Source organism: Sorangium sp. So ce321 (assembly GCF_051530195.1).
Lineage (GTDB): Bacteria > Myxococcota_A > Polyangia > Polyangiales > Polyangiaceae > Sorangium.
In genome coordinates this window covers 1,650,391-1,674,357 of record NZ_CP150329.1, presented here as the reverse complement: position 1 = coordinate 1,674,357, position 23,967 = coordinate 1,650,391, and the positions used below count along the sequence as shown (strand labels likewise).

At 67.8% G+C, this 23,967-nt stretch carries 25 protein-coding genes and 2 pseudogenes; 10 read left to right on the top strand and 17 right to left on the bottom strand.

The genetic code is table 11. The annotated features are described in order from the left end of the window. The first annotated feature begins 225 nt into the window (after positions 1-225). Together WME89_RS06620 and gspC are read left to right on the top strand one after the other, a co-directional pair. Complete coding sequence (locus WME89_RS06620) at positions 226-1,617, top strand: glucuronyl esterase domain-containing protein (RefSeq protein WP_438008388.1); 1,392 nt, start codon at positions 226-228, stop codon at positions 1,615-1,617. A 210-nt stretch (positions 1,618-1,827) separates the two neighbouring features. Then, positions 1,828-2,787: a type II secretion system protein GspC gene (gene gspC, locus WME89_RS06615; protein WP_438008387.1), complete on the top strand. Its 960-nt coding sequence runs from the start codon at positions 1,828-1,830 to the stop codon at positions 2,785-2,787. Here gspC and WME89_RS06610 read toward each other — a convergent pair. After that, on the bottom strand, positions 2,741-4,093 hold the full coding sequence (locus WME89_RS06610; RefSeq protein WP_438008386.1) for a DUF418 domain-containing protein: 1,353 nt from the start codon (positions 4,091-4,093) through the stop codon (positions 2,741-2,743). The two genes, gspC and WME89_RS06610, sit on opposite strands and share 47 nt — an antisense overlap. Before the next feature lie 189 nt (positions 4,094-4,282). On the opposite strand from WME89_RS06610, the gene WME89_RS06605 reads away from it, so the two are divergent. The 3 genes from WME89_RS06605 to WME89_RS06595 all read left to right on the top strand — a co-directional run bounded on the left by WME89_RS06605 (position 4,283) and on the right by WME89_RS06595 (position 6,704). Continuing rightward, a complete protein-coding gene (locus tag WME89_RS06605; RefSeq protein WP_438008385.1) occupies positions 4,283-5,218 on the top strand; it encodes a MarR family transcriptional regulator in 936 nt (311 codons plus the stop codon). 79 nt (positions 5,219-5,297) lie between these two features. Next, entirely contained in the window at positions 5,298-5,552 is a 255-nt protein-coding gene (locus WME89_RS06600) for a YdeI/OmpD-associated family protein (RefSeq protein ID WP_438008384.1), read from the top strand. Positions 5,553-5,774: 222 nt separating this feature from the next. After that, a complete protein-coding gene (locus WME89_RS06595; RefSeq protein WP_438008383.1) occupies positions 5,775-6,704 on the top strand; it encodes a YkgJ family cysteine cluster protein in 930 nt (309 codons plus the stop codon). A 4-nt stretch (positions 6,705-6,708) separates the two neighbouring features. Here the strand turns inward: WME89_RS06595 and WME89_RS06590 are convergent, their stop codons facing one another. From WME89_RS06590 to WME89_RS06560, 7 genes are all read right to left on the bottom strand, one after another. Further along, the gene (locus WME89_RS06590; RefSeq protein WP_438008382.1) at positions 6,709-8,208 is read right to left on the bottom strand and encodes a DUF1552 domain-containing protein; all 1,500 of its coding nucleotides are present in this window, start codon (positions 8,206-8,208) and stop codon (positions 6,709-6,711) included. 4 nt (positions 8,209-8,212) lie between these two features. Beyond that, positions 8,213-9,724 (bottom strand): DUF1592 domain-containing protein, encoded by a 1,512-nt coding sequence (locus tag WME89_RS06585; RefSeq protein ID WP_438011907.1) that lies wholly within the window; start codon positions 9,722-9,724, stop codon positions 8,213-8,215. Between the two features lie 721 nt (positions 9,725-10,445). Next, entirely contained in the window at positions 10,446-10,934 is a 489-nt protein-coding gene (locus WME89_RS06580) for a GNAT family N-acetyltransferase (RefSeq protein ID WP_438008381.1), read from the bottom strand. A 163-nt stretch (positions 10,935-11,097) separates the two neighbouring features. Beyond that, a complete protein-coding gene (locus WME89_RS06575; RefSeq protein ID WP_438008380.1) occupies positions 11,098-11,682 on the bottom strand; it encodes an NUDIX domain-containing protein in 585 nt (194 codons plus the stop codon). Next, on the bottom strand, positions 11,642-12,043 hold the full coding sequence (locus tag WME89_RS06570) for a PIN domain-containing protein (RefSeq protein WP_438008379.1): 402 nt from the start codon (positions 12,041-12,043) through the stop codon (positions 11,642-11,644). The genes WME89_RS06575 and WME89_RS06570 overlap by 41 nt, the downstream gene beginning before the upstream one ends. 1 nt (position 12,044) lies before the next feature. Continuing rightward, positions 12,045-12,524 carry a hypothetical protein gene (locus tag WME89_RS06565; protein WP_438008378.1) on the bottom strand — a complete coding sequence of 160 codons (480 nt, stop codon included), beginning with the start codon at positions 12,522-12,524 and terminating at the stop codon, positions 12,045-12,047. A gap of 394 nt (positions 12,525-12,918) precedes the next feature. Continuing rightward, a complete protein-coding gene (locus WME89_RS06560) occupies positions 12,919-13,074 on the bottom strand; it encodes a helix-turn-helix transcriptional regulator (RefSeq protein WP_438011906.1) in 156 nt (51 codons plus the stop codon). A gap of 136 nt (positions 13,075-13,210) precedes the next feature. Between WME89_RS06560 and WME89_RS06555 the strand changes: the two are divergent. Together WME89_RS06555 and WME89_RS06550 are read left to right on the top strand one after the other, a co-directional pair. After that, positions 13,211-13,498, top strand: a pseudogene (locus WME89_RS06555) (sigma factor); the annotation flags it as partial. 353 nt (positions 13,499-13,851) lie between these two features. Next, a complete protein-coding gene (locus WME89_RS06550; RefSeq protein WP_438012101.1) occupies positions 13,852-14,109 on the top strand; it encodes a hypothetical protein in 258 nt (85 codons plus the stop codon). An 83-nt stretch (positions 14,110-14,192) separates the two neighbouring features. On the opposite strand, the gene WME89_RS06545 is transcribed toward WME89_RS06550, so the two are convergent. Then, entirely contained in the window at positions 14,193-14,501 is a 309-nt protein-coding gene (locus WME89_RS06545) for a type II toxin-antitoxin system VapC family toxin (protein WP_438008377.1), read from the bottom strand. Positions 14,502-14,566: 65 nt separating this feature from the next. Next, positions 14,567-14,806 carry a hypothetical protein gene (locus WME89_RS06540; RefSeq protein WP_438008376.1) on the bottom strand — a complete coding sequence of 80 codons (240 nt, stop codon included), beginning with the start codon at positions 14,804-14,806 and terminating at the stop codon, positions 14,567-14,569. A gap of 206 nt (positions 14,807-15,012) precedes the next feature. Between WME89_RS06540 and WME89_RS06535 the strand changes: the two genes are divergently transcribed. Further along, positions 15,013-15,390 (top strand): JAB domain-containing protein, encoded by a 378-nt coding sequence (locus WME89_RS06535; protein ID WP_438008375.1) that lies wholly within the window; start codon positions 15,013-15,015, stop codon positions 15,388-15,390. A 394-nt stretch (positions 15,391-15,784) separates the two neighbouring features. Here the strand turns inward: WME89_RS06535 and WME89_RS06530 are convergent, their stop codons facing one another. From WME89_RS06530 to WME89_RS06505, 6 genes are all read right to left on the bottom strand, one after another. Continuing rightward, positions 15,785-16,084, bottom strand: a complete 300-nt coding sequence (locus WME89_RS06530) for a type II toxin-antitoxin system RelE/ParE family toxin (RefSeq protein ID WP_438008374.1) — start codon at positions 16,082-16,084, stop codon at positions 15,785-15,787. Further along, positions 16,075-16,257, bottom strand: coding sequence for a hypothetical protein (locus WME89_RS06525; protein ID WP_438008373.1), 183 nt, complete (start codon positions 16,255-16,257; stop codon positions 16,075-16,077). Before WME89_RS06525 ends, WME89_RS06530 begins: the two co-directional genes overlap by 10 nt. Positions 16,258-16,731: 474 nt before the next feature. After that, positions 16,732-19,080 (bottom strand): beta-L-arabinofuranosidase domain-containing protein, encoded by a 2,349-nt coding sequence (locus WME89_RS06520; protein ID WP_438008372.1) that lies wholly within the window; start codon positions 19,078-19,080, stop codon positions 16,732-16,734. 47 nt (positions 19,081-19,127) lie between these two features. Continuing rightward, the gene (locus WME89_RS06515; protein WP_438008371.1) at positions 19,128-19,451 is read right to left on the bottom strand and encodes a hypothetical protein; all 324 of its coding nucleotides are present in this window, start codon (positions 19,449-19,451) and stop codon (positions 19,128-19,130) included. Then, complete coding sequence (locus WME89_RS06510; protein ID WP_438008370.1) at positions 19,436-19,651, bottom strand: hypothetical protein; 216 nt, start codon at positions 19,649-19,651, stop codon at positions 19,436-19,438. The genes WME89_RS06515 and WME89_RS06510 overlap by 16 nt, the downstream gene beginning before the upstream one ends. A 988-nt stretch (positions 19,652-20,639) precedes the next feature. Further along, on the bottom strand, positions 20,640-21,053 hold the full coding sequence (locus tag WME89_RS06505) for a winged helix-turn-helix transcriptional regulator (protein WP_438008369.1): 414 nt from the start codon (positions 21,051-21,053) through the stop codon (positions 20,640-20,642). A 284-nt stretch (positions 21,054-21,337) separates the two neighbouring features. On the opposite strand from WME89_RS06505, the gene gstA reads away from it, so the two are divergent. Beyond that, on the top strand, positions 21,338-21,958 hold the full coding sequence (gene gstA, locus WME89_RS06500; RefSeq protein ID WP_438008368.1) for a glutathione transferase GstA: 621 nt from the start codon (positions 21,338-21,340) through the stop codon (positions 21,956-21,958). A 278-nt stretch (positions 21,959-22,236) separates the two neighbouring features. Further along, positions 22,237-22,926, top strand: a complete 690-nt coding sequence (locus WME89_RS06495; protein ID WP_438008367.1) for a hypothetical protein — start codon at positions 22,237-22,239, stop codon at positions 22,924-22,926. Positions 22,927-23,174: 248 nt separating this feature from the next. On the opposite strand, the pseudogene WME89_RS06490 reads toward WME89_RS06495, so the two are convergent. Next, positions 23,175-23,927, bottom strand: a pseudogene (locus WME89_RS06490) (class I SAM-dependent methyltransferase); the annotation flags it as partial. Positions 23,928-23,967 lie beyond the last annotated feature (40 nt).

The window sequence follows — 23,967 nt, the reverse complement described above, 5'->3', positions numbered from 1 at the left end:
TCCTCGAGCCGAGGAGCCTACCTCAACGAGCGGAGGCGCCCACCCCGACCGACTTTACCGGTTAAGTCAATCGCGTCCCGGCGCGCCGGATCTCCTCTCGGCGAGAATTTTCCCGCCGGGCGATTATGATCTTCGGGTGCGATCAGCCCCGCAGCGGGCGGGAATTATCGCGCGGGAACTCGGCAGGAAGAGAAAGCCTGTTCGTCCCTGGAAAGGTGTTTATTGATGATCAGCCGCGCGTTCGTCGGTTGCCTGGTGCTCGTCCATCTCGCTGCGTGTTCGAGCTCGAGCTCCGAGGAGCCGGAGGGTACCGGCGGCGCTGGCTCCTCGTCCACGCAGGTGGGGAGCGCGAGCGGAACCGGCGGGGCTCCTGCGGGCTCCACGTCCACGTCGAGCGCTGGTTCCACGTCCGCGAGCGCCGGCTCGACGGCGAGCGCCGGCTCGACGGCGGCCAGCAGCGGCTCCGCGGGCGGCGGCGGCTCGTCCGGGGAGGGTTGTTCGAGGGAGATCCGTATCCCGACCACGGCCGAGCTGATGACGAACCCGAAGATGCCGGATCCGTTCACGTTCCTGGACGGCACCAAGGTGACCTCGAAGGCCGACTGGGCCTGTCGCCGCGAGGAGATCAGCCTGCTCGCTCAGGAGTTCATCTATGGTAAGAACCCTGGGGCGCCCGAGTCCATCGAGGCCACCTACAGCGGGGGGACACTCGACATCACCGTCTCGAACGGCGGGAGGTCGATCGAGTTCTCGGTGACCATCCGGGCGGCGAGCGGCGGGGGCGGCGGCCCCACGCCGGCGATCTTCAGCATCGGCGCGTCGGCGCCGGCCGGCGTGGCGACGATCGACTACGGGAGCGTCGGTGAGAAGCTCGCCAAGTCGACAGGGAGCCAGGGGCGCCGCGCGCCTTCCGGGTTGTTCTACGATCTCTACCCTGACCACAGGGCGACCGGCTCGCTCATGGCGTGGGCCTGGGGGGCGAGCCGCGTCATCGATGCCCTGGAGAAGACGACGGGTCACGACATCGACACGACGAGGCTCTCGGCGCTCGGCTGCTCGCGGAACGGCAAGGAGGCCGGCGTCATCGGCCTCTTCGACGAGCGGATCGCGCTCGTCGCCGCGCAGTCGCCCGGCTCCGGGCTGGTGAGCGGCTGGCGCCCGGCCGAGGCGGAGAAGAGCGCCGGGGCCAACGTCCAGACCGCCTCGCAGATCCATGGTGAAGAGAACTGGATGGGAGACGCCTTCGAGGCGTTCGGCAACAGCAACGTGAGCAAGCTGCCCATCGACCAGCACGAGGTGCTCGCGCTGGCCTGGCCGAGGCCGCTCATCATCATGGAGGGCACGAACGACGGCTGGAACTGCCCGAAGTGCGTCTACACGACGATGAAGTACACCCAGCTGATCTACGAGGCGCTGGGCTCCAAGGACTACCTGGGCTTCCCCCACCCGAACCATGGTCACTGCCAGCAGTCGGGGACCTTCGCGACGCAGTACTACGACGCGTTCGTCAACCGGTTCCTCAAGGGACAGGACGTGGAGACGGCGGACCTGTTCACGGACAGCTTCACCTTCGACGCCGCCAGGTGGCAGGACGGGGACATTCCCACCCTGGATTGAGGCCGTGTCCCGCCGCGGGCCGCCATGTCGAGGCGGCCCCGCGCGCCGGCCCGAGGTCACCGCCGTGCCGCTCTGGCAAGACCGGGCGGCGATCCCCCCTGCCCGACTGCCAGACTGACACGCGAGCCCGCTGCATCCGCTCGACGCCGCGGCGATCGAGGCGATCGCCGCCTGGCACGAAGCTAGCTCTGGCTGGCGTGGCGGTGACGTATGAGCTTTGACACGTTCCTGAAGCGGTACCTGGGCGTGGCCCTGTGCCTGATGATCGCGCTGGCCGCCTGTTTCCAGGCGGCGGGCATCGGGCACCTCGTCGCGTCGAGCATCGCCGCCCCGCCGCCGCTCCCTCCGATCCCGCGCGGAGCGTCGCCCGCGGCGAGCCTCGCGCACGATCACGCCACGAGCGCGGCGCTCATCCTGTCGCGCAACCCGTTCGATTCGGCCTCCGGGCCGCTCGACGGCAGGACGGCGAGCCCGGTCGGGCCCGGAGCGCCGCCAGAGAACGGGGACCCCTACGAGGACCCGGCGTGCGACAGCGCCCGGGCGCTGCTCATCGCTCGGGCGGACGACGCGGCGTGGTCGTTCGCCGCCATGACCGGCTCGGGCGGCGAGGCGGTCCTGCGCCGTCAGGGGGACACCTTCGGTGGAATGACGATACACCACGTGGGGTGGGATCGGGTCTGGCTGACGACCGGCGGCGCGCGATGCCAGGCTGTCCTCGGTAGCATGCCGGCGCGGGCCGGCGCCCCGGGCGCTTCGCCGACGACCGGGCCGGCGGCGACCGGGCCGGCGGCGGCCGCACCGGCGCGGAGGCCGGCCGCGTCGGCGGTTCCGCCGGAGATCGCGTCGAAGATCCGCAAGATCAGCGATACAGAGTTCCGCGTGGAGCGCAGCGCCATCGGCGCCATCCTGGAGCAGCAGTCCGAGCTGATGCGCTCGGTGCGCATCGCGCCGGAGCCCGGGGGCATCAAGCTCGCCCGCCTTCGCAGCGGCTCGCTGCTCGAGATGCTCGGCCTCAGGACCGGCGACAAGCTGGCCAGCATCAACGGGCTCGACATCAGCGACGCGTCGAGGGCCCTCGAGGCCTATGCGCGGCTCACCACCGCGAACCACATCGCGCTGAGCGTCACCCGCGAGGGGAAGCCGATGACGATCGACGTCCATATCGACTGATGATCGGCGCGGCGCGGCGGGTGGACAGCCACCGCAGCAGCACCTCTGCCGGGCCGCGGTGATCGGCGCGGCGCATCCCCTCGGCCAGCAGCAGCGAGACGAGCCAGAGGGCGACGGCGACAGCGCAGCTGGCGGCGAAGCCCATGTCGTCCCTCAGGTCGAGGGTGAAGGGATAGAACAGCGCCACCCACACCGCCGACTGGAACAGGTAGAACGTCAGCGACCGCTGGCCCAGCGCGGCGAGGGCCGCGGTGAGGCGCCCGCTGTCGCGGCCGATCCTGATCGCGACGAGCCCCGCGGCGGCGGCCATGCCGAGCCCGCCGGCGTATCCGGCCAGCGCGTGCGCGCCGGCGACCGTCCAGGTCCAGGACGTCGTCCACGCGCCGGCCAGCAGCAGGGCCATGGGGAGCCTGCCGAGGAAGGACACCGCCATGCAGATCAGGGCCACGCGCAGCAGCCATGGCGCATGGCGCTCCGGTTCGTCGAGGATGCGGCGCCTGGCGGCCCAGAGGCCCGGCAGCATGCCCGGCACCACGACGATCGTGGAGACGGCCGTCTTCAACGGCCAGAACGGGAGTCCGGCGAGGACGTGGGCACCGTAATCGGGGGCCATGTCCTGCGCCAGGGTGATGGGGTTGCCCATGGCGGCGGCGGTCAGCGCCGTCACGCTCTGCCATGAGAGCAGGAGTGTCGCGGGGACGAGGGTCAGGGCGCTGATCCACCCCAGGACCGAGTCCCGGGTCCGGACCAGCGGCGCGACAAGGAGCAGTGTCAGCCCATAGACAGCGAGGATGTCGAGCGGCACGAGCAGGGCCGAGTGCGCGAGGCCGATGACGATCAGCCAGAGCCCCCGGCGCCGCAGCAGCCCGCGGATCGAGCTCCAGTCGCTGCCCCGCGCGAGCTCCCGCTGGGTCAGCTGCCCCAGCGCGTAGCCGAAGAGGAACACGAACAGGGCGCGGGCCTGGTTCTCGGCGAAGAGGGCTCTGACGAGCGCGGCGAAGGTGTCGAGCGCGGCTGGCCCGAGCTCCCAGCGGCTGACGAACGCCGGCGCGTGCGCCACGGCGATCAGCAACAGCATGAAGCCACGGGCCAGGTCGGGCGCCAGCGACCGATGGGTCACGTCGGCAGGAGCCTGAGGGTCGATGGAAGGGACCATGAACGTCGCCCGCACGCTGGAAGGGGCCATGAACGTCGCCCGCACGCTGGAAAGGGCCATGAAGGTCGCCCGCACGGCGGGGCCCGGCTGCGCCGCCTCCGGGAGCGGCGAATCACGCCGGCTCCGCGCCGTGGCCGTTTGAACGTTCACGAAAGCTACGTTGCGTTTCAGGTAGGGTCAACCGGAGATCAACGAACCTGTCGCCCTGCACTGGGGATTCACGGCAGATATTGCAATGACGTTGTCGATGAATGCAATGAAGAGGCGTCCGGCCGTTGCAATGAGCTGATCGCGAATGCACACTGGACCGGACCATCGAGCAAAGGAGGCGGGGCGAGGATGCCGGGAGGCAGGCTGACCAGCGAGGACCGCCGGCACATCGCGTCAGGGCTGGCCGGAGGGCTCGGGTACGCGGAGATCGCGAGGCGCCTGGGCAGGCCCACGTCGACGATCAGCCGGGAGGTGGCCCGCAACGGCGGGTCCGGCGGCTACCGGGCGGAGCGCGCCCACGAGGCCACCCGGGGGCGCGCCCGCCGGCGCCGGCCGGTCCCGCCCCCGGAGCGACAGGCCGCCGCCGGTGCCGGCGGGCGGGACCCGGAGGCGGCGCGCGGCTTCGTCGAGCAGTTCGCGGCGCTGATGGTCCAGACAGGGCTTCCACGGATGGCGGCCCGCGTGCTCGCCGCCCTGTTCACCACCGACGCGGGCGCCCTCACCGCCGCCGATCTGGTCGAGCGCCTGCGGGTCAGCCCTGCGTCGGTGTCCAAGGCCATCGGCTATCTCCAGGGGCTGGAGCTGGTCCGGCGCGAGCGCGGCCCCCGGCGGGGCGAGCGCTACGTCATCGACGACGACGTCTGGATCCGGGCGTGGATGACGAGCGCCCGCGCGAACGCGATGTGGGGAGACACCGCCCGGCAGGGCGCCGAGATCTTCGGCGCCGTCACCCCCGCCGGAGCCCGGCTGGAGCACATGGGCCGGTTCTTCGCGCGCCTCAGCGACGACATGGCCGGCGGCCCTACCGAGGCCGCCGTCGGTGACGCGCTGACGGTGCTCGCCGCGCTCGTGCACGCGGGCGCGCCGCTCACCGTGCAGCAGCTGGCCACCGCGCTGGGCTGGCCCTCGGACCGCGTCACGAGCGCCCTCCGCGACGCCGAGCGATACCCGGACGTCGCCGATCCCGTCGCGCTCCGGTGCCCCGCGCCCGGCACGTACACCGTCGTCGCCAGGCTCGACCGCCTCACCGCCACACAGCGCGAGGCCCTCGGCCAACCCCGATAAAAGACCTCGCCCCTGTCGCCCCCTCCTGCGCCCGGGCGCACCTTGCCCCCGCGTCGAGCGGCGGTATAACGAGCGATCGATGAGCGACGACTTTTCAGGCCTGAAGCGACCCAGGTATCCGATGCCCGACTTCGTCAAGACCGCGCTGGACGAGCGAGGCTTGATGGATGCTTACAAGCAACGTCCCGCTTACCAGCAGAACGATTACATCGGCTGGATCATGCGCGCCAAGCGCCAGGAGACGAAGGAGAGTCGACTCCTCCAGATGCTGGACGAGCTCGAGAGCGGCGGCATTTACATGAACATGGAGCACGCAGCGTCGGCAAAGAAATAGAGTCGCGGCGGTCGAGGTCCGGACCGCAGTGGGAGCGCTATTTTCGCGCGGCGGAGCAACGTCGAGCAACGTCGAGCAACGTCGAGCAACGTGAAGCAACGCTGTCGAGCGCTCCCGTGCGGGTCGCCCCTGGCGCTGGAGGTCTGGTAGGCGGCTCGGCGGTGTGATATTCAGCTGTCTCCTCGAGCGCTCGGCAGTGGCCACCTTCAGGGACGGGCGATCATGAATCAGAGGAACAGCAAGGCGCGCCCGTCGTCCGGGAAGAAGGGCCGGCGACTCGCCCACAAGGACGTCGCGGGCCGCGTGCACCTCGCGGTCCATCGCGACCCCGCGAGCGGGAACGAGCGCGTGGTGCTCAGGAGCCCGGTGTTCCGGGAGGCGTGGCAGAACGACGTCGCGGCGGCCGCCGCCAACACGGCCTATGCGGTCCTGCGCGTCGATCCGAGCGTGGATGGCGCGGTCGAGCTGGCGCGGAGCGCGATGGCGGCCATGTCGCGGCTCGCGGCGGGGCTCCTGGCGCGCGCGCCGGGCGGCGCGGTGGCGTGCAGGGCGGGCTGCGACCATTGTTGCTATCAGGCGGTCGGGGTCACGCCGCCGGAGGCGCTCGCGATCGCCGATCACCTGAAGACGACCTTGCCGGACGCGGAGCTCGCGCGCGTGGCTCGGCGTGTGTCCGAGCATCACGAGCGGACGCGAGACATGCCGTCGGCGGAGCGGTTCTCGCCGGACCACCCCTGCCCTTTCCTGGCGTCGGGGCGGTGCTCGATCTACGACGTTCGGCCGCTCTCCTGTCGAGGCATGAACTCGCTCGACGCGGGAGAGTGCGCGACAAGGCTGCGGGACCCGGAGGCGCGGGCGGCGTTCCTGGCGAGCGGCGTGGGGGGACGCTCGTTCATGGAGCCCATCCGCGCCTTCCATGCCATCAGCGCCGGCCTGCAGCTCGGCCTCTCCGAGCTCTTCCGCCTCGACATGCGCCCCCTGGAGCTGACGGCGGCCATGCACCTGCTCCTGAGCGGGCCGGGATCGCTCGCCGACGCGTGGCTGCGCGGGCAGCGCCCCTTCGAACCGGCGCGCGGCGCCGACCAGGGGAAGGACCCCGGCCTTGGCGAGCCCAGCGCGGCGCTGGGCCTCGCGCCCGGCCGGGATCCGTGAGCGCTCAGGCCTTGAGCTCGGTGAATTCGCCCGGCTTGGTGATGCCGGCCTCCGCGTCCCTGCTATCGAATTGACCCCACGTCTCGACGGGCCCGCCGTCCGGCGCCTTGCAGCCGACGGCGTTCATCAGCGTCACGTAGAGCTTGTTGATGGGGACGTTGCCTGTGTTCGAGCCCGTCCCGAAGCCGACGCTCGTGTCGTCGCCGGTGCAGTCTGCCTCGCTGTTGCCTGTGCCGAGGTTCCTGCCCTCGAGGTTCACGACCTGGCCCTGCTTGAGGTACCCGCCCGCGCTGCCGGCGATCACGATCGGCAGGTTGTTGGTGTTGTGGGCGTTGCCGTCGGCCAGCTCCGGGAGCCACATCGTGGCGGTGTTGTCGAGCAGGGTGCCGTCGCCCTCCACGATGCTGTCGAGCAGGGTGACGAGCCGCACGTACTTGCTCGCGTACCAGGCGTCGATCTCGGCGATCATGTCGAGCACGCCGTTCTTGCAGGTCCCGCCCACCTCGAACGACCCGTTCCGGTGCGAGAGGCCGTGGTGGTCGGCGTCGTGCTGGATGCCGTCCCAGCCGAAGGTCACGTAGCCGGGATACACGAGGATGATCGACCGGTTCATGTCGCAGATCATGCTCAGCGCGATGAGGTTCATCATCATGTCGCCGCCGGCCGTGAACGACTTTGCGAGGCCCCCGCCGAACCCGCCGCCCGAGCTGGCGGCGTCGACAGCGCTGGCCGTGACGCCGTTCGCGGTCGCCGTCGCGTCGTTGCACGCCGCGGGCGTGAGCTTCTGCTCCGTGCTGCGGAGCAGGTCGAGCCAGTCGCTGACCCGGCGCTGGTCGGCCTTGCTCATGTTGAGCGACTGGTAGCTCCGGAGGTCTTCCCTCACGAGATCGATGGCGCTCTCCCCGCGCTTGACGCGGTAATCGCCCTCGGTCGTCGCCCCGCCCCCGAACAGCCCGGTGAGCTGGTTGTACACCGTCTTGGGGTTGACCACGGCCGGGAAGGCGGTGTTCGGCGCCGAGAAGGAGAGCACCTCCTTGATGTTCGTGCTCGCCGAGCCGACCGAGAGCACCAGCGGGCTCGTCCCGCCGGGGTTGATCTGCTTCGCGATCTCGTGATCGAGCGAGTGGGACGTCGCGTACCGCGTCTTGTCGTCGTTGATCAGCGCGCAGGTGAGCTTCGAGCCCATCGCCTGGTCGTGCGGGTCGATGGTCTGGATCTCCGCGTAGGAGTTGAACATCTTGAGGCCGCGCGGGAACAGCAGCTTCGACGCGAAGGGGGTCAGCCCCGCCAGCGTGGTGCCTGCGAGGTGCTCGGCCGTGAGGGGGCCGCTCTCGATCTTCGGGAACCAGCGGTTGGTGAGGCACCCGTTGTGCGTGTAGAAGATCACCATGCGCTTCGGCGCCGGCGCGGGCTGCGCCTTGACCTCCTGCTCGTGGAGCGAGCTCAGGAACGGAGCCGCCAGCGCGGCGCCTGCAACACCCTTCAGAAAGACTCTGCGCTTCATGGGCCTACTCCAGTTCTACGGCTCGGGTCCGGAACGACTCGGACTGCGTGAGGTCCGTGACGAGATCGAGGATCGTGTATCCTCCGGCGGTGATCTTCGCGGACAGGTCGCTCACCGTGCACGAGTCCAGCGGGTGACCATCGCGCTCGTAGGCATACGAGACCCACTTCTGCGCGTACTGGCGCTGCGCGTTCGGTGAGGCCGCGAGCTTCGCCATCAGGTCGGCCGGGTTCGCGACCTTCACGGGCTGCCCGTCGATGAGCACGTCCGCGACCGTGTCGATGGGCGCGCCGGTGGACGCCTCGTGCGTCTGCCACCTCCCGACGGCGTCGTACGCCTCCATCACGAAGCCTGGCGGGTTGATGAAGTTGTGGTGGCACGCGGCGCAGGCGGCGCCCGCCGTCTGCGCGTCCACGCGCTTGCGGTTCGTGTCGAGATCTGCCCCTTCCGGCAGCGGTGTCTCGAGCGCGCCGGGGGGTGGGGTGCCCGGGTCGATGCCGAGCACGTCCTTGGTGATGAACACGCCGCGGAGGATGGGCGAGGTGCGGTTGTACGACGAGTACGTGTTGAGGAAGCCCACCCGCGTCAGGAACCCCGGCCGCTGGGTCGGGTCGAGCGTGACCTCCTGGAGCTCGGCCCCGAAGTTGGCGGGGTCGAGCCCGTAGAGCGGCGCCGTCGCGGCGTTCACGAAGGCGGTCGTGCTGAGGAAGAACTCCTGGAACGTGCCGCCGCGCGTGAAGACCACGTGTTCGAAGAACCGCTCGGTCTCTTCCGCCAGGATCGGGATCAGGGAGCGATCGAACACGGGGAACAGCTTCGTGTCCCGCTGCGCCGAGTCCCAGCGCGTGTTCGCCCCGAGCTCCAGGTAGTACCGGTGGAAGCCGGCCACCATCTGCTGGGCCCTCGGGTCATCCAGCATCCGCTGGGCCTGCGCCAGGATCTGCTCCGGGGTCGAGAGCTGCCCCTGGTCGGCGGCCTGGTTCAGGGCGTCGTCCGGGATCGTCCCCCAGAGCATGTAGGAGAGGCGAGACGCGACCTCGTGGCTCGAGAGGGCGAAGCGCCCGGCGGTGTCGGGCGCCTCCGTGATCTCCGCGCGCTGGATGAAGGAGGGGGAGATAAGGAACATGTACAGCAGCGCCTCGGCGACCTCCTCCGGAGCTCCGTTGGGGGTGATCTCGGGGCCCTTTGCGGCGATGGCGTCGAACCTCGCGACCTCCGCCTGCGTCAGCGGCCGGCGGAAGGCGCGCCGGCCGAACTCGACGATGGTGTCGTGCAGGCACGCGGCGCTATCGGCGGTGGGGGTGCACTTCAGGAAGTTTCTCTTGAGCGCGGGATCCGCCATCACCTGCGCGGCGATCATCTCGGCCACGGACGTGTAGGCGCTCCAGCCGAGGTCCGTGAGGCTGCCTGCCTGATCCGTCGCCAGCAGCGTCGAGGGCGCCGCGTCGCCAGAGGCCTTCAGCGCCGTGACGCCGAGGAGGTCGCGTACCGTCCTGTCGTACTGCGCGTTGGTCAGGCGCCGGATCTGGGAGGTTGACGCGATTCCGGGCGTGCACTGCGTGCCCCCGTTCGGAGAGCCCGGCGAGCCCGGCTTGCCGCCCGTGCCTCCGGTGGAACTTTCCCCGCCCGGCCCCGTGTCGACGGGGTCGTCGCCGACGGAACCTATGCATCCAGCCGCGAACGTTGCGGCGACGATGATGCCGCTCCTCCAGGTGTACATGGCGCTCACCTCAGGTGTTATGTCCGGCTCCAGGAGCCGGACAGAAGCAGCGAGGGCGGTTTTTGCGACCAGCACGAGAAGGCTGGTTGAGACCCTGCGCCTCGCTTGAGCATTGTCTCATTTCATCATGATGAACGGCAATGCCTTATCGGGGGAGGGCTCCCGTTTTTTGAGCGAGACGAGCTGGTGCCTCCTCGAGAGATCCGGGGACATTTCGGCGTTCAGCCTTATTTGGCGTTCAGCTCAAGAGATATCCGGGGGACATTTCGAGGTTCACCCTCAAGAGGCATAGGGGGACGTCTGGACGTTCAGACTCATGATGGGACCCACTCTGCGCCTGCGCAGCGCCGTCTTGCGGGCGCTGTCGTCCACGACTCGGTCCCTGACATCGGCGACGGCGACCCGAACCTGGATCGGGTTGCTCACGACGGTCTAACGAAAGAGTTCAGCTGCGCGGCGGCCCTCGCCGAGCCCTGCGCTGCCAGGATTCCCGAACCGCCCCGTCAGCTGCAGCGATTCATTGGATGGCCCGCTCGGGAGCGCCGCCCGGCATCGCCAGCCGCTTCCGATGCGTGGCCGTCCCGCCCAGGGCGACCACCTCGTACCCGAGCCGCTCGTAGAACAGGGCCGCGGCTGAAGTATCCGTCCGCAGCACGAGCTCAGCGTACCGCCCTGTCGCGTGCGCCTCCAGGGCCCGCACCAGCTGCTGCCCAATCCCCTGCCGCCGCATCTCGGGGAGCACGTAAAGCCGGCGCAGCCGCCCCACGCCGGGGGCGGCCGTGTACGGGTCGGCGGTCAGGCCACCTACTCCCACGAGCCGCCCGGACACGTAGACGCCGACCAGCAACTCCCCGGGCCCGTCGAACCGCGTCGCGCCCGCCGTCCACTCGGCCACGAGCCGTGCCACGAACCGGAACCCCTCGCCGGCGCTCGCCTCGAGCAAGGGCGCGACCGCGTCCGGGGACAGCTCGCGAATGGAGCGAAACTCCGGTGTACTCGGATGCATGTGACCATCCAACGTACCGCCGTTCAGCAGCGGCCGCATCAGGAAAGCACCAGGCAGCACGTGGCGATGAGAGGCAGGACACTGCAGTCTACGACCAGGCGCGGCCGCCTGCTGCAACGGCTTGCTGGGCGGCGCCCGCGCGCTCTGGGCTGCCAGTCGACGTTCAGCGAAACAACTCTGGATTGTGTGCTCGGAGGTCAGTGAGCCTTGAGTGGATGTCTTCCGGAAAGACCTGATCCGTGGTGTGGGCAAGATCCTCGAGAGTCCACCAGCGAAGCGCCCGAATGCCCTCGCGATCGTGCTCAACGATCTGGTGGTGAACGACGTCAGGTTGAACGCCATCGACCACCAGGAAGAACTGCTCGAACTGGCGGATCGGGCGCCCACGTGCTTCGTACTCTGTCGTCCGCTCCCAGAGGGGCTTCAGGACGACCTCAGCGGCGCCGAGCTCTTCACGGGCCTCGCGGGCGGCTGCTGCTTCGAAGTCCTCCCCATGGTCAAGACCTCCACCGGGCGTCGCCCACCAGAGACCCCTGTGGTCCTGGTAGTGAAACAGAAGCAGGCGCCCCGACGAGTCGAAAACGATGAGGCGCGCAGCTCGACGAAGCATAACATCCACCATGCTTCCTCCACGGCCGCCCAACGACACGGCGGTGTGCGGCAGCGCCGCAGGCGAGGTCAGCACCACCAGCGCCCTGTTGGGCAGCTCAAACTTTCTCGATGCGCTTGACCCCTTTGAAAATGTCAAGAAGCCTCTCCAAGTCAGACGGATCGCTCGTGTAAACGATATCTCCTCTGCTGGACGCAGAAGCCATTACCAAGGCATCGATGGTGAGCTTCGACCCCTTTCGTTCCGTATCTTCGCCCAACGCCGCGAGTGCTTCACCTGCCGCTTTCGCCTGTGCATCCGTGAGCGGATCTAACCGCACTGATCGTAAAATTTCAGCTCGATGCTTTGACCATCCGCGCCACCACTCCGCAAGAACAACCTGCGGCACGAAAATGAGCTTGTCGTCTGCTGTGGCAGTCGCGACGATCCTCAACAGGTTTGCGCGGCGACCTTCCAATGCGATGAGCGCACCAGAATCAAACGTAAGATTCGGGCCCATGTTACGATGCCCAGCTCTTGCGGATTGCCTCCATCTCCTCCGGCGTCACCGTCGCAGCGAATTCACCGAGTAGCTCTTGGCGGGCTTGCTTCTCGGAAGAGGACGCGGACACTTTGAGCCCAAGGGCTTCGATCAGCGGTCGTGCGCTCGACGTGTAGTACTCAACTGTTCCGTCTGCGCGAAGACATTTCGCAATTTCTGCATCGTTTTCAACCAACGAGATGAGCTCGGCAGGACTGACGAGCGTCAAGTGAAGCTTGCCCACTAGCAGAAGCTCGGGGGATGAAACGAACTCCGTCTCGAATGGGGCTTCCCCTGGCTCCCCCGGAAATCCTTCGAGCACCTCCAAGAGGTGCATATCACGATCATCGTGCTTGTACCGAACCGCAAGCACAAGCGGCTCGTCAAAGCGCGTAGCGTGCGCAGCGATCAGCCTCCGAAGCGCCTGCTCGTTGATCTTGGCGATATTTGCGGCGTTCATGGAGGAAGCATACGACGATGGGACCTTCGGCGCAACATAGGTCCGCCGGGGACGGCTGCCTGCTGGGTGCGTCCTCGCGCGCCTCGTCGAGGTCGGCCTTCTGTCTGGTGATTAGGGTCCTAAAATACTAGTGACATGTGAGCTCCTCGGGAACGGGTGCCTGCCACGTCCTCGTGAAGACCGGCCCTGTGCCCAACGTCGCAATCAGCTGTGATGCACTACGCAACTCGCGCCCGCCCCGCGCCGATAAGGGTCAGTGCGGGTCCGACGAACCGCCCCTACGCGCGCAGGACCATCCATGACCCTCATGCCCCACGCACTGCGGGGGAAAATGCCAAGAGCAGCCACTCCTGCGTTGGTCTCCTTGACAAGGCGGGGGTCGCCGTCAGGTACGCTACCTTTCCACGATGCGTGGGTGCGGCACGGACACATCCAGCGCGTTCGCGAGCCTGACGAGCGTGCCAAGGCTCATGCTCTGCCGCCCAACCTCGATCGCCTGCATGGTCCGCAGTTCGATCTCGGCGGCTTCCGCGAGCTGCTCCTGAGTGATGCCGCGCTGCTAGCGTAGACGCCGACTGGCAGCCGGCAGGTCAAGGAAATCCGATCTGCTGGATCATTATTCCGAACCCGCAGGTGCGCTAACACCTCGGGCGGCGTGGCCGAACCCCGCGCAAACGAGGTCCGACATGGAAACAGTACGTCTACGACCCGACGGGGGCCATGAGATCGATCCGCCCTCCCGCCGCCGCCCCCGCCCCGCTGCTCGCAGCCGGCTCGCCCGCGGCCCGCACCAGCCACCTCAGCCCGCCGTCTACCTCGACGCCCCCGCGCTCCTCGAACAGCGCCCGCTCATCCGCAGCACCCTCCGCGCCCGCGGCGTCCTCCCCGCCGATCTCGACGACCTCACGCAGGACACCCTCCTCGGCGCATGGCGCAGCATACGCGCCGGCCGCTTCCGCCCCTCCCCCGCTCTTCCCCCAGCCGACCCCCTCCGCACCTGGCTCGCCGGTGTCGCCTCGCGACAGGCTCGCCGGCCGCTTCTCCTCCGTTTTCCGCCGCTGACGCCGGTCCAGCCCGGTTGCCGGTCGTGCGCCACGCCAACCACGGCGCGGATGCCGGACTGTCCTCGACAAGGCATCCGGCGTTGCAAGCTTCTCGTTGCGCTCCCTGGCAACATGCAGGCGTCCGCGCACCGTGCGCTCCTGAAGCTGCGGGAGCAGACCGACGTCGATCACCACGCTAACGCAGCGTCCGTCAACGGCCACGAGCTCACGCCCAAGGCAACGAACCAGGTGCTCGACGGAGCTCGGATCCGTACAATGGGTACATGCACATCGACGACCTCATGGCGCGGATCCGCCGGCTGCCATGGTCCAAGCGGAATAAGCTGGATGAAATGGTACGCGCGCTGGAAGAGAACCCGAACGAGACGGCTTCCGCGACGGAGCAGCAAGCGGCCTCGAGCACTGCGCTTCGACCGGTGCGAGGACTCCTGCGGGATCCTGGTCCAGCTCCCTCGGACGAAACGATCGACGAGGCGCGCCGCGAGCTCTGGGCCAGGTTCCCCGTCGTCAAAGGCTCGTGACCTGACAAGCACGCACTGGCACGAGACCGCCGATCCTCTGGATTTCCTCGGGAAGCTCCTCGTTGCTCACGGGTCTGCCCAGATCACGCGGACATTGTATGCCCCATGAGCCGATCGGCGGTGACGAGGTGGATGTCCTCGACCTGCGCCTGCGCGACCAGGATTCGACCGAAGGGATCCCTGTGATGTGGCGGAAGCCCGGCGACCTGGAGGGCGTGCCGTTGCTCGATGGGCAGAGAGCGGTGGTCGAGGGCAGCCATGCGCGAAGGGATGTACTCGGCCGGCGGCACGGGAAGCGAGAGCTTTCCGAGCGCATGCTTGATAACAATTTCCCAGGCCGACGCAGCAGAGACGTAGACGTCGTTGTCCTCTGCGACGAGCATCTCCACCACGTCACGCCGGATCCTCTCGGGTTCGGCGACGAGCCAGAGCCAGCAATGCGTATCGAGAAGCAACCTCATGTCTCGCCGTCGAACGCCCGCTGCAGGTCCTCCGGTAGCGGCGCGTCGAAGTCATCGGCGACCTGGACCTTGCCGCGATCCATGCCAAGCGCAGCGCGTCTGTCGCGTGGCGCAGCCTTCTGCTGGGAGGTGATGAGCACGATCACCTCCGCCGGCCCTTCTGGAAGATCGGCGGGAAGCTCGAGCTCGACGCGGCGATCCGCGGGGATGACAATGGCGATCTTCGCGGCTTGCATGATACTTCCTCCGGCTCCCTCGCGGCTGCGGTCAGTCTAGCGGCAACGCTCCCCGACGTCACCCGCCATGCCCGAGGTGGGCCGGTCTCCACCACCGGTGCGACTCGAACCTCCCTGAAGATTCCGCGCAGACGACGGCCACACGCTCGTCGACGTACCCACCGCCCCGGAGGCCACGCTCGTCGACCTGGTGCTCGGCATCCCCGGTGCGACCTCGCCGCGCGATCGCGCCGCGCGACATCGCCCGCTTCTTCGAACCCATGCTCGCCCACCTCGTGCACGAGGAGCTCTGGATGGCGGCGCTCGACGTCCACCACCGCGTGCGCGGCGTCCGCATGCTCTCCCGCGGCGGCCTCGGCGGCACCCTGGTCGAGCAGGCCGACGTGCTGCGCGCCGCCCTCGAGATGGCCGCCACCTCGTTCGTGCTCTGCCACAACCATCCAAGCGGCGACCCCAAGCCCACCGACGAAGACGTCTTCCTGACCAACGCCGTCGAGCACGCCGCCCACCTCATCGGCGTAACCCTCGACGATCACGTCATCGTCACCCCCGCCGAGCGCTTTTCCTCCGTCTTCCTCCGCTGACACCGGTCCAGCCTTCGGTCCTGCGCGACGCCAACCAACGCGCCGGTGAAACAGCCTGTCCCCGACTGGGCATGCTGGCGCTGAAGCTTCGTGCTGCGCTCCTTCGCGAACAGGCAGGCATCCGCGCACCTTGCGCTCCGCAAACTCCTACGGGCCTGGGATGGGCCCGCCCATTTCTACAGCATCTCGGCTGGCCGTATGCTGTGTGCGGGTATCCATCCCCGATCGAGGCGATCGGCAGTTTGCCGCACGGCGTGCGATTCGTTGTTGCACCACACCCTCAAACGAGAGCCGAGGGCCCCTTGGTGGGTGAGACCTGTAAGTATCTTGCGACGGCAGGCAGACGCTGAGACGCGACTTGGCCAGGCGGTGCGCCGGCACAGGCAGGTGACGGCTATTCCTTCTCGATCTCCTCCAGACGCAGCCGCCGGTGTCCCTCGAACACCGTCAAGATCCGGATGTCGTCACCGGCGACGCGGTAGATGATTCGATAGGACCTCAGGAAAACGTCGCGGACGTTGTTGCGCCCGAGCTCCGGCACAACGCGCTCCCCGACCGGCGCCATCGCGACGAGCTCCGCCTGCTCGAGGAGGCGCGCGATCCAGCGCGCAGCAGCCTTCCGATCATCGCGTGCAATGAAGTGAAAGACGGCAACCAAGTCGTCGCGTGCTCGTTCCGTCCAGACTACGGCCACGCGATCGGCCCAACCTCGCGCTCCAGCGAGTCCATGAGCGCCTTCGTGTCCATCACCCGGCCCGCGGCGTCATCGGCCAGCCCCTGTGCAACGGCACGAAGGAGGCGCACGCGGTCGTCCTCGTCGGTACGTGAGGGATCAGCCTGATCGCTCCTCGGGGTGGTGCGCTCCATGAGGTACAGGGTAGCGCGCAGGCCCCTGCATGAGCAAGCGGCGCCCCGCAGCACATCCGCCCACGCGCCCGCTGCGGCGAGTGGCCGGCCCCCCCGCCGCCACGCTCGTCGACGTGCCGACCGTTTCGGAGGCCACCCTTGTCGACCTGGTGCTCGGCATCCTCGGCGCGGCCTCGCGCGTGCTCGGCATGCACGGCCTGCTCGAGCTCGGGCGCTTGATGCCCCACGCGCTCACGCAGCGGACCGAGCTCACGCTCCACGACGCCCGACGGCTGCTCACCGCCCTCGAGCTCGGCCGCCGCGTCCACGCCGCCGCGCGCTCGCGTCGCACAAGGCGCCTGCGCAGCGGCGCGTCGACGCCACGCTCCCAAACGACCATCGCTACCGCTGTGCGAATGAGCTGGTCGAGTGTCGAACCATGTTCATGCTTCCCGAGCGGCGAAAGATCGCTCGGGCGCAGGCAGATGTGGAGGCTTAGAGCGCACCAGAGATCCGCGACCCCTGCGGCGCCTCACGACGTCTCCCCCGGCGCCACGCGACCAGGCCAAGGCCGAGCAGCGCGGCGAATTGCCAGCGTTCCGAAGAAGCACGAATGACGCTGCAGGAACAACCCGAACTGCCCTGGTCCGTGGTGCCACCATCCGCGCCCCCCGATCCACCGGAGCTGCCCTCGGACCCGCCGCCAGTCGATCCGCTGCCGGTCGCTCCGCTGCCCGCCGATCCGCTGCCAGTCGCTCCGCTGCCGGTCGCTCCGCTGCCAGTCGCGCCGACGTTCTCCGAAGACGAGACGGTATCGCACAGCTTGCCAGTTCCAGGAGGGGGCTCGCATACGCCGTCGTCCGGGATGGTTTCACCCGCCGTCCCAGCGAGACGGAAGTAGATGCCGTACCTATCTTCGTATCGCTGATAGTGGGGAGTGAACTTCAACGTGCTATCGGAGTCCGTGTTCCGCAGCGTGAACTCCGCCTTACCCGGGGTTTGAACCAGGTTGTTCTTGATGTCGGCGATCCACTCGTTGATCGTGATGCCGTTGTTGATGCCGATGGTGTCTTTGATGGTAACACCAGGGGGAATGGTAGCCTTCGCAGATGCCCACTGGGGCTCCGACAGCATACTTTCCGTCCCGAGACCGGCGCTCAAGACGACCGGTCCGTAGACGAACGCCACCGCATTGGGGTTGTCGGGGAGCCTCGACACCTTCACCTCCATCGGCAGCGTGATCTCCACCTTGTCTCCGGGCTTCCAGGTGCGACCTACCGTGAGATAGCCGTCCGCTTCCGTCGCGTCGCACGCCTGACCGTTGACCGTGATCGTCACGGGCTGGCACGAAGCAACCCAGGAGGGCTTTCTGAAGTTGATCGTGACCGCATCGGCCGGGGCGGCGGTGATCTCGAAGACTGCCTTGTTGGAAAGAGGGAAATTCGAGGTCTGTTTCAACGACAGACCCCGCGCGGACCAGGTCAACGTCGAGCTGAGGAACATGTTGACGTACAGATCCGTGTCGTTATGGAAGTACAAGCTGTCATTGAGCTTGGTATAGTTCTCCATACCGGTCCCGTTGCAGCACCAGAAAGTGTCCTCCGGCTTGCCGAACAGCTTGAAATACCCTGTTCCCATGGGTTTGAAGTAGGTCGTCATTCCGTTCGTCGGATTGACGGCAGACATGATCTCGTTGATATGGGTCTGCTCGTAGTAGTCGGCGTACTTGACGTCCCCCGTGGCCTTGAAGAGCCCTCTCGAGAGCTTCAACATGTTGTACGAGTTGCACGTCTCGTTGTTTACATTGTCCCTCTGCGCGTCCAGCTTCCCGGGTTCGTGAAAATGCTCGAGCTGGCTGTTCCCACCGGTGACATAGGTGTGGTCCCTCAACACGATGGTCCAAAACTTCTCTGCCGCGGTGTAGTAGAAGTTCTCCGTTTCGCCCAGCGTCCGGTAGCGGTTCAGGGCGCCGATGAACTTGGGGATCTGCGTGTTGGCATGCTTGCCCGGCAGGACGTTGGTGCCTTGAGAAATCGGGGTGAAGAGCGAGTCCTCGTCGAAGATGTGGGCTGCCGCCAGGTGGTTGGCGTTGTTCGTCAGCCTGTACAGGTCGTACAGGCAGTCGTTCATGCCGCCGTACTCGACGCCCAGGACCTTCTTTCGAAGCTCCGCGTTCCAGGCCGAGCTGCGATTGTAGGTCCAGTCCCCCAACTTGCTCGCGATCTCGAGGGCTGTTGCATTTCCTTCGAACTCGTAGACGTCGATGAGGCCTGCGATGATCTTGTGCATCGTGTACCATGGCGCCCAGCTGGAGCCGCTGGCCTTCCCCTCGACGACGTCGAAATGCGTCTCCGGCGACGCGAACAGGTATCCTCTGGGGCTCGCGTCTTGAAATGACTTCAACTGGCTGATCGTGTAGTCGAGCTTCTGCGCGATGGCGGCGCTTTGCTCCGGGTCGGAGCTCTTGAGCTGTTGGTACGCTCGCGCCATGGCGGACATGTAGTGGCCTACCGTGTGCCCGCGCAGAAGGCTCCAGCCACCCTCCCACCCGCCGTAGAGATTGAGGCCCGACGAGCTCCCAGGGTCCTTTCCTTGCGACACCGCCTTGAAGCCCGCGACAAGTCGGCTGGGGTCGAGGCTCATGATGTACGCGAGCTCTTTCGAAGAGATGTTCTGGTAATACGTGTCGGTCACGCTCACCTCGTCCAGCTCGAACTCCTGCAGCTTCTCGACGGGGTCCGAGGCGGACGCCACCCCTGGAGTGAGGGCTCCAAACAGAAGCGAAACAGCCAACGCGGTGGCGCCCGAGAGCGAGCGCCGGTACTGCAAGATTCTCTTGCTCATGATAGCTCCTTTCAGATCCAGATCTCGAATGCGTTGTATCAAGAAAATTAAAAACGAGACCACGCCGCGCCAGACAGCGACGAGGCCTCCCGTTGATTCACTCGGCGACCGTCGCACCATCGCGCTCGAGCACTGCCCAGACCGCTCTCCGGGGTTGGTAAATAAATCATGGGATCGATGCCGATGGGCTGCATGCTGACGAGGAACGCCGCGCCGCGGGCGAAGGACATGCCCGCGAGCGTCACCAGGAACGGGGGCAGAGAAGACCGATGGATCAGGTGCCCCGTCATCGCGCCGAGCGAGACTGACACCGCGAGGCCGACACAGGACGCCAACAGCGGGTGGCAACCACCGGCTACCAGCGTGCCCACGAGGACCGTCGTGAGCGCGACGACGGAGCCGACCGATAGGTCGATACCCTCGACAGGATGACGAAGGTCATGCCCACCGCGCCGAGGCCCATCGCCGCGTCACCCTTGATCAGGTCGACCAGGAAACGCAGGCAGCGCGCCGCGTCATAACAGACCAGCACCCCCGAGTAGAGCGCGATCTGGAGGGCCGCGGTCTCCATGAGCGGCAGAGCCCAGGATGGCCAGGGACATCCTCCGTGACACGTGGCTCTGAGGGTTCATGCTCCTCAACACAGATTACGCCGTCCCCGAAGGTTGTGATCCGGCCACGTCGCCAGCACCGCCGGATCTTTGAAGGAATCATCTCCGGTGAACAGCACTCGAGATTTCACCACAGCCGCCGAACGAGCGCGGCATGCCGTGTTCTCTGGTGGAGCCCCCTCGGCCCGATGCCAATCCCCATCCTTCAGCGGATCGCTCCCGCGACGACCGAGCGAACAGAGTTGGTGCGAAAAATAGATCAGACGACGATGGCCTCGGAACGCGTGGCGACCCGAGCAAGACGCAGCAACGAGGATAACCCTCGGCGCAAATGTGAACGATCACATGGCGACCGTCAATTCCAATCGACAGGTCCGTAAACTACCTCGATCCCGGGGAGCACGAGGCAGGCGGGCTCGTCCGGAGCGCCGCGGCAAGAGGGGCGGGCGCCTTCCGCGATCATCGCCGGCCCGATCGACGAACTCGAGGCCGAGCAGCGCATCGGCAGCTGGCGCGCGAGGCGGCGCGTGGCGTCCGCATCGCCCGATCGAGGCCGCGCCGCCGCGCGCCGGTGGTGGCGGCGCTGCATCGCCTGTGTGACCGCGGCCCCATGCCCGCCCCTCTCGACGCGGCGCCCCGGGAGGAGACCTGTCTGCCATCGGGGCGCGAGGGCGGTCGCCGGCGGTCGTTTCGAGTTGACATCGCTTTTGTGAACGTTCACATTTCGTCTCCGGGCCCCGCTTCGGCGCTGCCCAGGACTGGGGTCGTCATGCTGAGGCAGGAGCAGCGGCGTAGGGCTGCACGGCCACGGCGCGTGGGCAGCTCGTGGCGGATGGTCGGGGGGCCGCGGCGCGGCCGCGAGGTCGGGCCGCGCGACGCCGGGCGAAGGCCGCCCCTCGGTTCTGACGCGGGCGCCGGCCGAGCGGGTGCGGAGGGCCGGCCCCGCTCTCAGGCGGTGTGGCTTCGCGCCGGGGCGGCCGCGCCCCTGCGCGAGCGTGCCCCGGGCCCCGGCAAGGTGTGAGGCTCTCGGACGTTGAGCTTTCTGCCGACCTCGACGATGGCAAGGAGCGCGGGCACCAGCTCCTGGCCGAGCGGGGTGAGCTCGTACTCGACCGAGGGCGGCGAGGTGGGCATGACGCGGCGGCTGACCATGCCCTTGGCCTCGAGCTCGCGCAGGCGCGCGCTCAGCACCCGCGCCGAGATCTGCGGGATGTCGACGCGCAACTCGCCGAACCGGCGCGGCTGCCCGCTGAGCGACCAGATGACGTTCGGCGCCCAGGCCCCGCGCAGGAGCGCCATGCACACCGTCAGCGGGCAGAGGGGCGGCGGGGGGACGCGATTTTTTCGCACCGGCAGTGCCATGGGTAACCCCGAAGATACCCCTTTTTCAGGTATCTCGCACCTGGCTAGTATCCAAGAGTAACTTCGCGCGCTAGCTTGCTGGTCTCGATGGCGCCGGCCCCGAGCGATCGGGGCTGGCGCGCCGCGGCCCTCGCCGAAGCGACGGGCTTCGCCGGAGCGCGCGGGGGCCTTCGCCGACCCCCGCGCCCGCCCGGCCCTCGCCGCCCCGAACGCCCGGGGGCGCGTCGCGGTGGCGGGGTCGTTCGGGTATCTCAACAACACCACATGATTCGAGGGATGCTGCTATGAAATTGTATTTCTTTCCCGGTGCCTGCTCGCTGTCTCCGCACGTCGTCGCCCGCGAACTCGGCATCGAGCTGACGCTCGACAAGGTCGACCTCGCGTCCAAGAAGACGTCGTCGGGCCGTGACTTTTTGGCCATCAACCCGAAGGGGTACATCCCCGCGCTCGAGCTCGACGGCGGCGAGGTCTTGACCGAGGGGCCGGCCATCGTTCAGTACCTGGCCGACCAGAAGCCCGAAGCGAAGCTCGTGCCGCCGCCGGGCACGATGGCTCGCTACCGCGTGCAAGAGACGCTCGGGTACATCAACTCTGAGCTGCACAAGACCTACAGCCCGCTCTTCAACCCGAAGACCTCGCCCGAGCAGCGGCAAGAGCGCGAAGAGTACCTGCGCAAGCGCTACGGCGTGATCGAGGCGGCGCTCGCGAAGGGTCCCTACCTGTTCGGCGAGCAGTTCACCGTGGCCGACGCCTACCTTTTCACGGTCACCAACTGGTCGAATTTCGTCAAGGTCGACCTGTCGGCCTTCCCCAATTTGCTCGCGTACCAGCGGCGGGTGGCCGCGCGCCCCGCGGTGCAGGGGGCGATGCGGGCCGAGGGGCTTCCGGTCGACGGCGGCAAGTAAAGGGGGCGCCGCGCGGGCCGCCTCCGGCGGCGGCGCGCGCCGCGAGCGCTCAAGGCGGGGGCGCCTCTCTGGCCTTCTTCGGCCCCGCGCAGGCGGGGGCGTCGCAGGGAGGCGCGCCTGCTGGTGTCTGTCGCCAGCGGACGCCACGGATTTGCCGGGCGCAGCAATGAGCGGCTGTCCCTCGGGTTCCCATCCGCGTAGGATTCGGCAGCCGTGATCGGCGCTGGCTGCCTGGTGCGGCCCTGCGTCAGATCGTTTACCCTACAGGAGGAATGGTCATGAAACGCTGGCTCGGACCGCTATCGGTATGCTTCGGCCTCTGCGCGTCGGGTTGCGCGGCGGGACCGGCGTGGGAGCCCGGGATCGACGAGAAGGAGATCCACGAGGAGCTCGCCGAGCTCGGCACGAGCGCCGATCTTTGTGGCACAACCCTCCTCTTCGAGGAGGATTTCTCGGACGACGCGGCGGGCTGGACTCTTGGCACGGGATGGGAGATCGGCCCGACCAAGGTGTCGACCTGCCAGCACCCGAGCACCCCCTCCGACCCCGCGTCCGACCACACGCCCACCGACGACAACGGCGTCGCGGGCGTGTACCTCGGCGGCTGCCCGCCCATCGCGGCCTCCACGTTCCCCTACCATTATCTGACCAGCCCGACCCTCGACACCGACGTTGACGGAGCGGTCACCCTGTCGTTCTGGCGATGGCTGAACACGCTCAGCCGCAACCATGTCAAGATCGAGGTCTTCGACGGGACCAGCTGGGTGGGGATCTACCAGTCAACGCTAGGCGCCGGGAGCAGCGTCCTCGATTCCAGCTGGACGAAGGTCACGTATGACCTCACGCCTTACCGGAATCCGAACCTGAAGATCCGGTTCGGCTGGCGGGTCTTCGTCCACTTCGGCGGCGGGTACTCGTCCGGCTGGAACATCGACGACGTGCAGATCACCACGGACGCCTGCCTCTGATAGAGGGTCGACGGCCTCGCGGTCCTCAGGCCGCGCCAGCGACCTTTCGCCCCTCGCGACGTGTACCGCGGTGAACGGCGCAGCCCTCGGGGCGTGCTCGACGCGACCAGGTGCCAACGGCGATCACCATTTCACAGGGAGGCGGGGAGCGAGAGACGGCGAGACGGCGAGATTCTTTTTTTTCTTCCTCCCCGCCTCCCCGCCTCCCTGTGAAAATTCTCCGGGTTTCAACATGATTGATTGGTGTTCTAGGTCCGGTCCAACCGGACGTAGGTGTTCATCCAACGGGCCGCCTCGCGCTGGGCTTCCGGCGGGGGCGGCCCGATCGGCCGGTTCAGGCGCTCGCCTTCCTCCCGCGCGGAGAGCTGGTGGCGCAGGGCCCAGCCCATCGGCTCGAACCAGGCCGGCCCCCCTTCCGGTGCTAAGCGGGGTCGGCTCTCGGCGTCCGCCCCCAGCCCCTGCCAGCGCTGCAGCACGATCGGCAGCAGGGCAGGGTGCAGCAAGTCCGTGAGCCAGGTGCGGATCGCCGGGACGGCGGCCAGGTCGCGGGCCAGCTCCGCGACGACGTCGGCCTCCAGGTACAGCAGCAGGGCCTCCGTCAGCACCAGGACGCCCTTCGAGGCCTCGCCGACGTCGGCCAGCAGGGCCCGGCGCGCGTCGGGCTGGGAGAGATCAACCGGGTGGCGCTCGACATGGCACCTCGGCCTTTCGCTCGCGAGGACCTCCTCCTTGTAGGCGACCAGCCCCGGCAGGTCGGCCTCGATCCAGCGCAGGGCCGCGGGCAGATCCAAGCGGTAGGGGCGGGTGTCGAGGCCCGCGGCGAGGTTCAGGATCGTGTCGATGCCGCCTTCCGCGAGGCGCTCCAGCAGCAGCCGGTCGAAGGAGACCGTGCGGGTCACCAGAGAGGCCACGGTGGAGCCGCCCATGGCGGCTTCGATGGCGGCGCCGCGCTCGCCGGCCAGGACCCGCGCCAGGGGGTCGTGGAAGAGCGCGTCGGCGCGATCGCCTCGCCTCGACTCGCGTTCAACGCGCCGCGGGCAC

Excerpts from the sequence above, each read along its gene's own strand:
- WME89_RS06510 (WP_438008370.1), bottom strand. The coding sequence starts at position 19,651 with ATGGAGACCGCGGCCCTCCAGATCGCGCTCTACTCGGGGGTGCTGGTC.
- WME89_RS06570 (WP_438008379.1), bottom strand. The coding sequence starts at position 12,043 with ATGGGCCCGAATCTTACGTTTGATTCTGGTGCGCTCATCGCATTGGAA.
- WME89_RS06605 (WP_438008385.1), top strand. The coding sequence starts at position 4,283 with ATGCCGGGAGGCAGGCTGACCAGCGAGGACCGCCGGCACATCGCGTCA.
- WME89_RS06590 (WP_438008382.1), bottom strand. The coding sequence starts at position 8,208 with ATGAAGCGCAGAGTCTTTCTGAAGGGTGTTGCAGGCGCCGCGCTGGCG.
- WME89_RS06525 (WP_438008373.1), bottom strand. The coding sequence starts at position 16,257 with ATGGAGCGCACCACCCCGAGGAGCGATCAGGCTGATCCCTCACGTACC.
- gspC (WP_438008387.1), top strand. The coding sequence starts at position 1,828 with ATGAGCTTTGACACGTTCCTGAAGCGGTACCTGGGCGTGGCCCTGTGC.
- WME89_RS06540 (WP_438008376.1), bottom strand. The coding sequence starts at position 14,806 with ATGCAAGCCGCGAAGATCGCCATTGTCATCCCCGCGGATCGCCGCGTC.
- WME89_RS06595 (WP_438008383.1), top strand. The coding sequence starts at position 5,775 with ATGAATCAGAGGAACAGCAAGGCGCGCCCGTCGTCCGGGAAGAAGGGC.
- gstA (WP_438008368.1), top strand. The coding sequence starts at position 21,338 with ATGAAATTGTATTTCTTTCCCGGTGCCTGCTCGCTGTCTCCGCACGTC.
- WME89_RS06550 (WP_438012101.1), top strand. The coding sequence starts at position 13,852 with ATGCACATCGACGACCTCATGGCGCGGATCCGCCGGCTGCCATGGTCC.
- WME89_RS06520 (WP_438008372.1), bottom strand. The coding sequence starts at position 19,080 with ATGAGCAAGAGAATCTTGCAGTACCGGCGCTCGCTCTCGGGCGCCACC.
- WME89_RS06620 (WP_438008388.1), top strand. The coding sequence starts at position 226 with ATGATCAGCCGCGCGTTCGTCGGTTGCCTGGTGCTCGTCCATCTCGCT.
- WME89_RS06565 (WP_438008378.1), bottom strand. The coding sequence starts at position 12,524 with ATGAACGCCGCAAATATCGCCAAGATCAACGAGCAGGCGCTTCGGAGG.
- WME89_RS06505 (WP_438008369.1), bottom strand. The coding sequence starts at position 21,053 with ATGGCACTGCCGGTGCGAAAAAATCGCGTCCCCCCGCCGCCCCTCTGC.
- WME89_RS06600 (WP_438008384.1), top strand. The coding sequence starts at position 5,298 with ATGAGCGACGACTTTTCAGGCCTGAAGCGACCCAGGTATCCGATGCCC.
- WME89_RS06580 (WP_438008381.1), bottom strand. The coding sequence starts at position 10,934 with ATGCATCCGAGTACACCGGAGTTTCGCTCCATTCGCGAGCTGTCCCCG.
- WME89_RS06495 (WP_438008367.1), top strand. The coding sequence starts at position 22,237 with ATGAAACGCTGGCTCGGACCGCTATCGGTATGCTTCGGCCTCTGCGCG.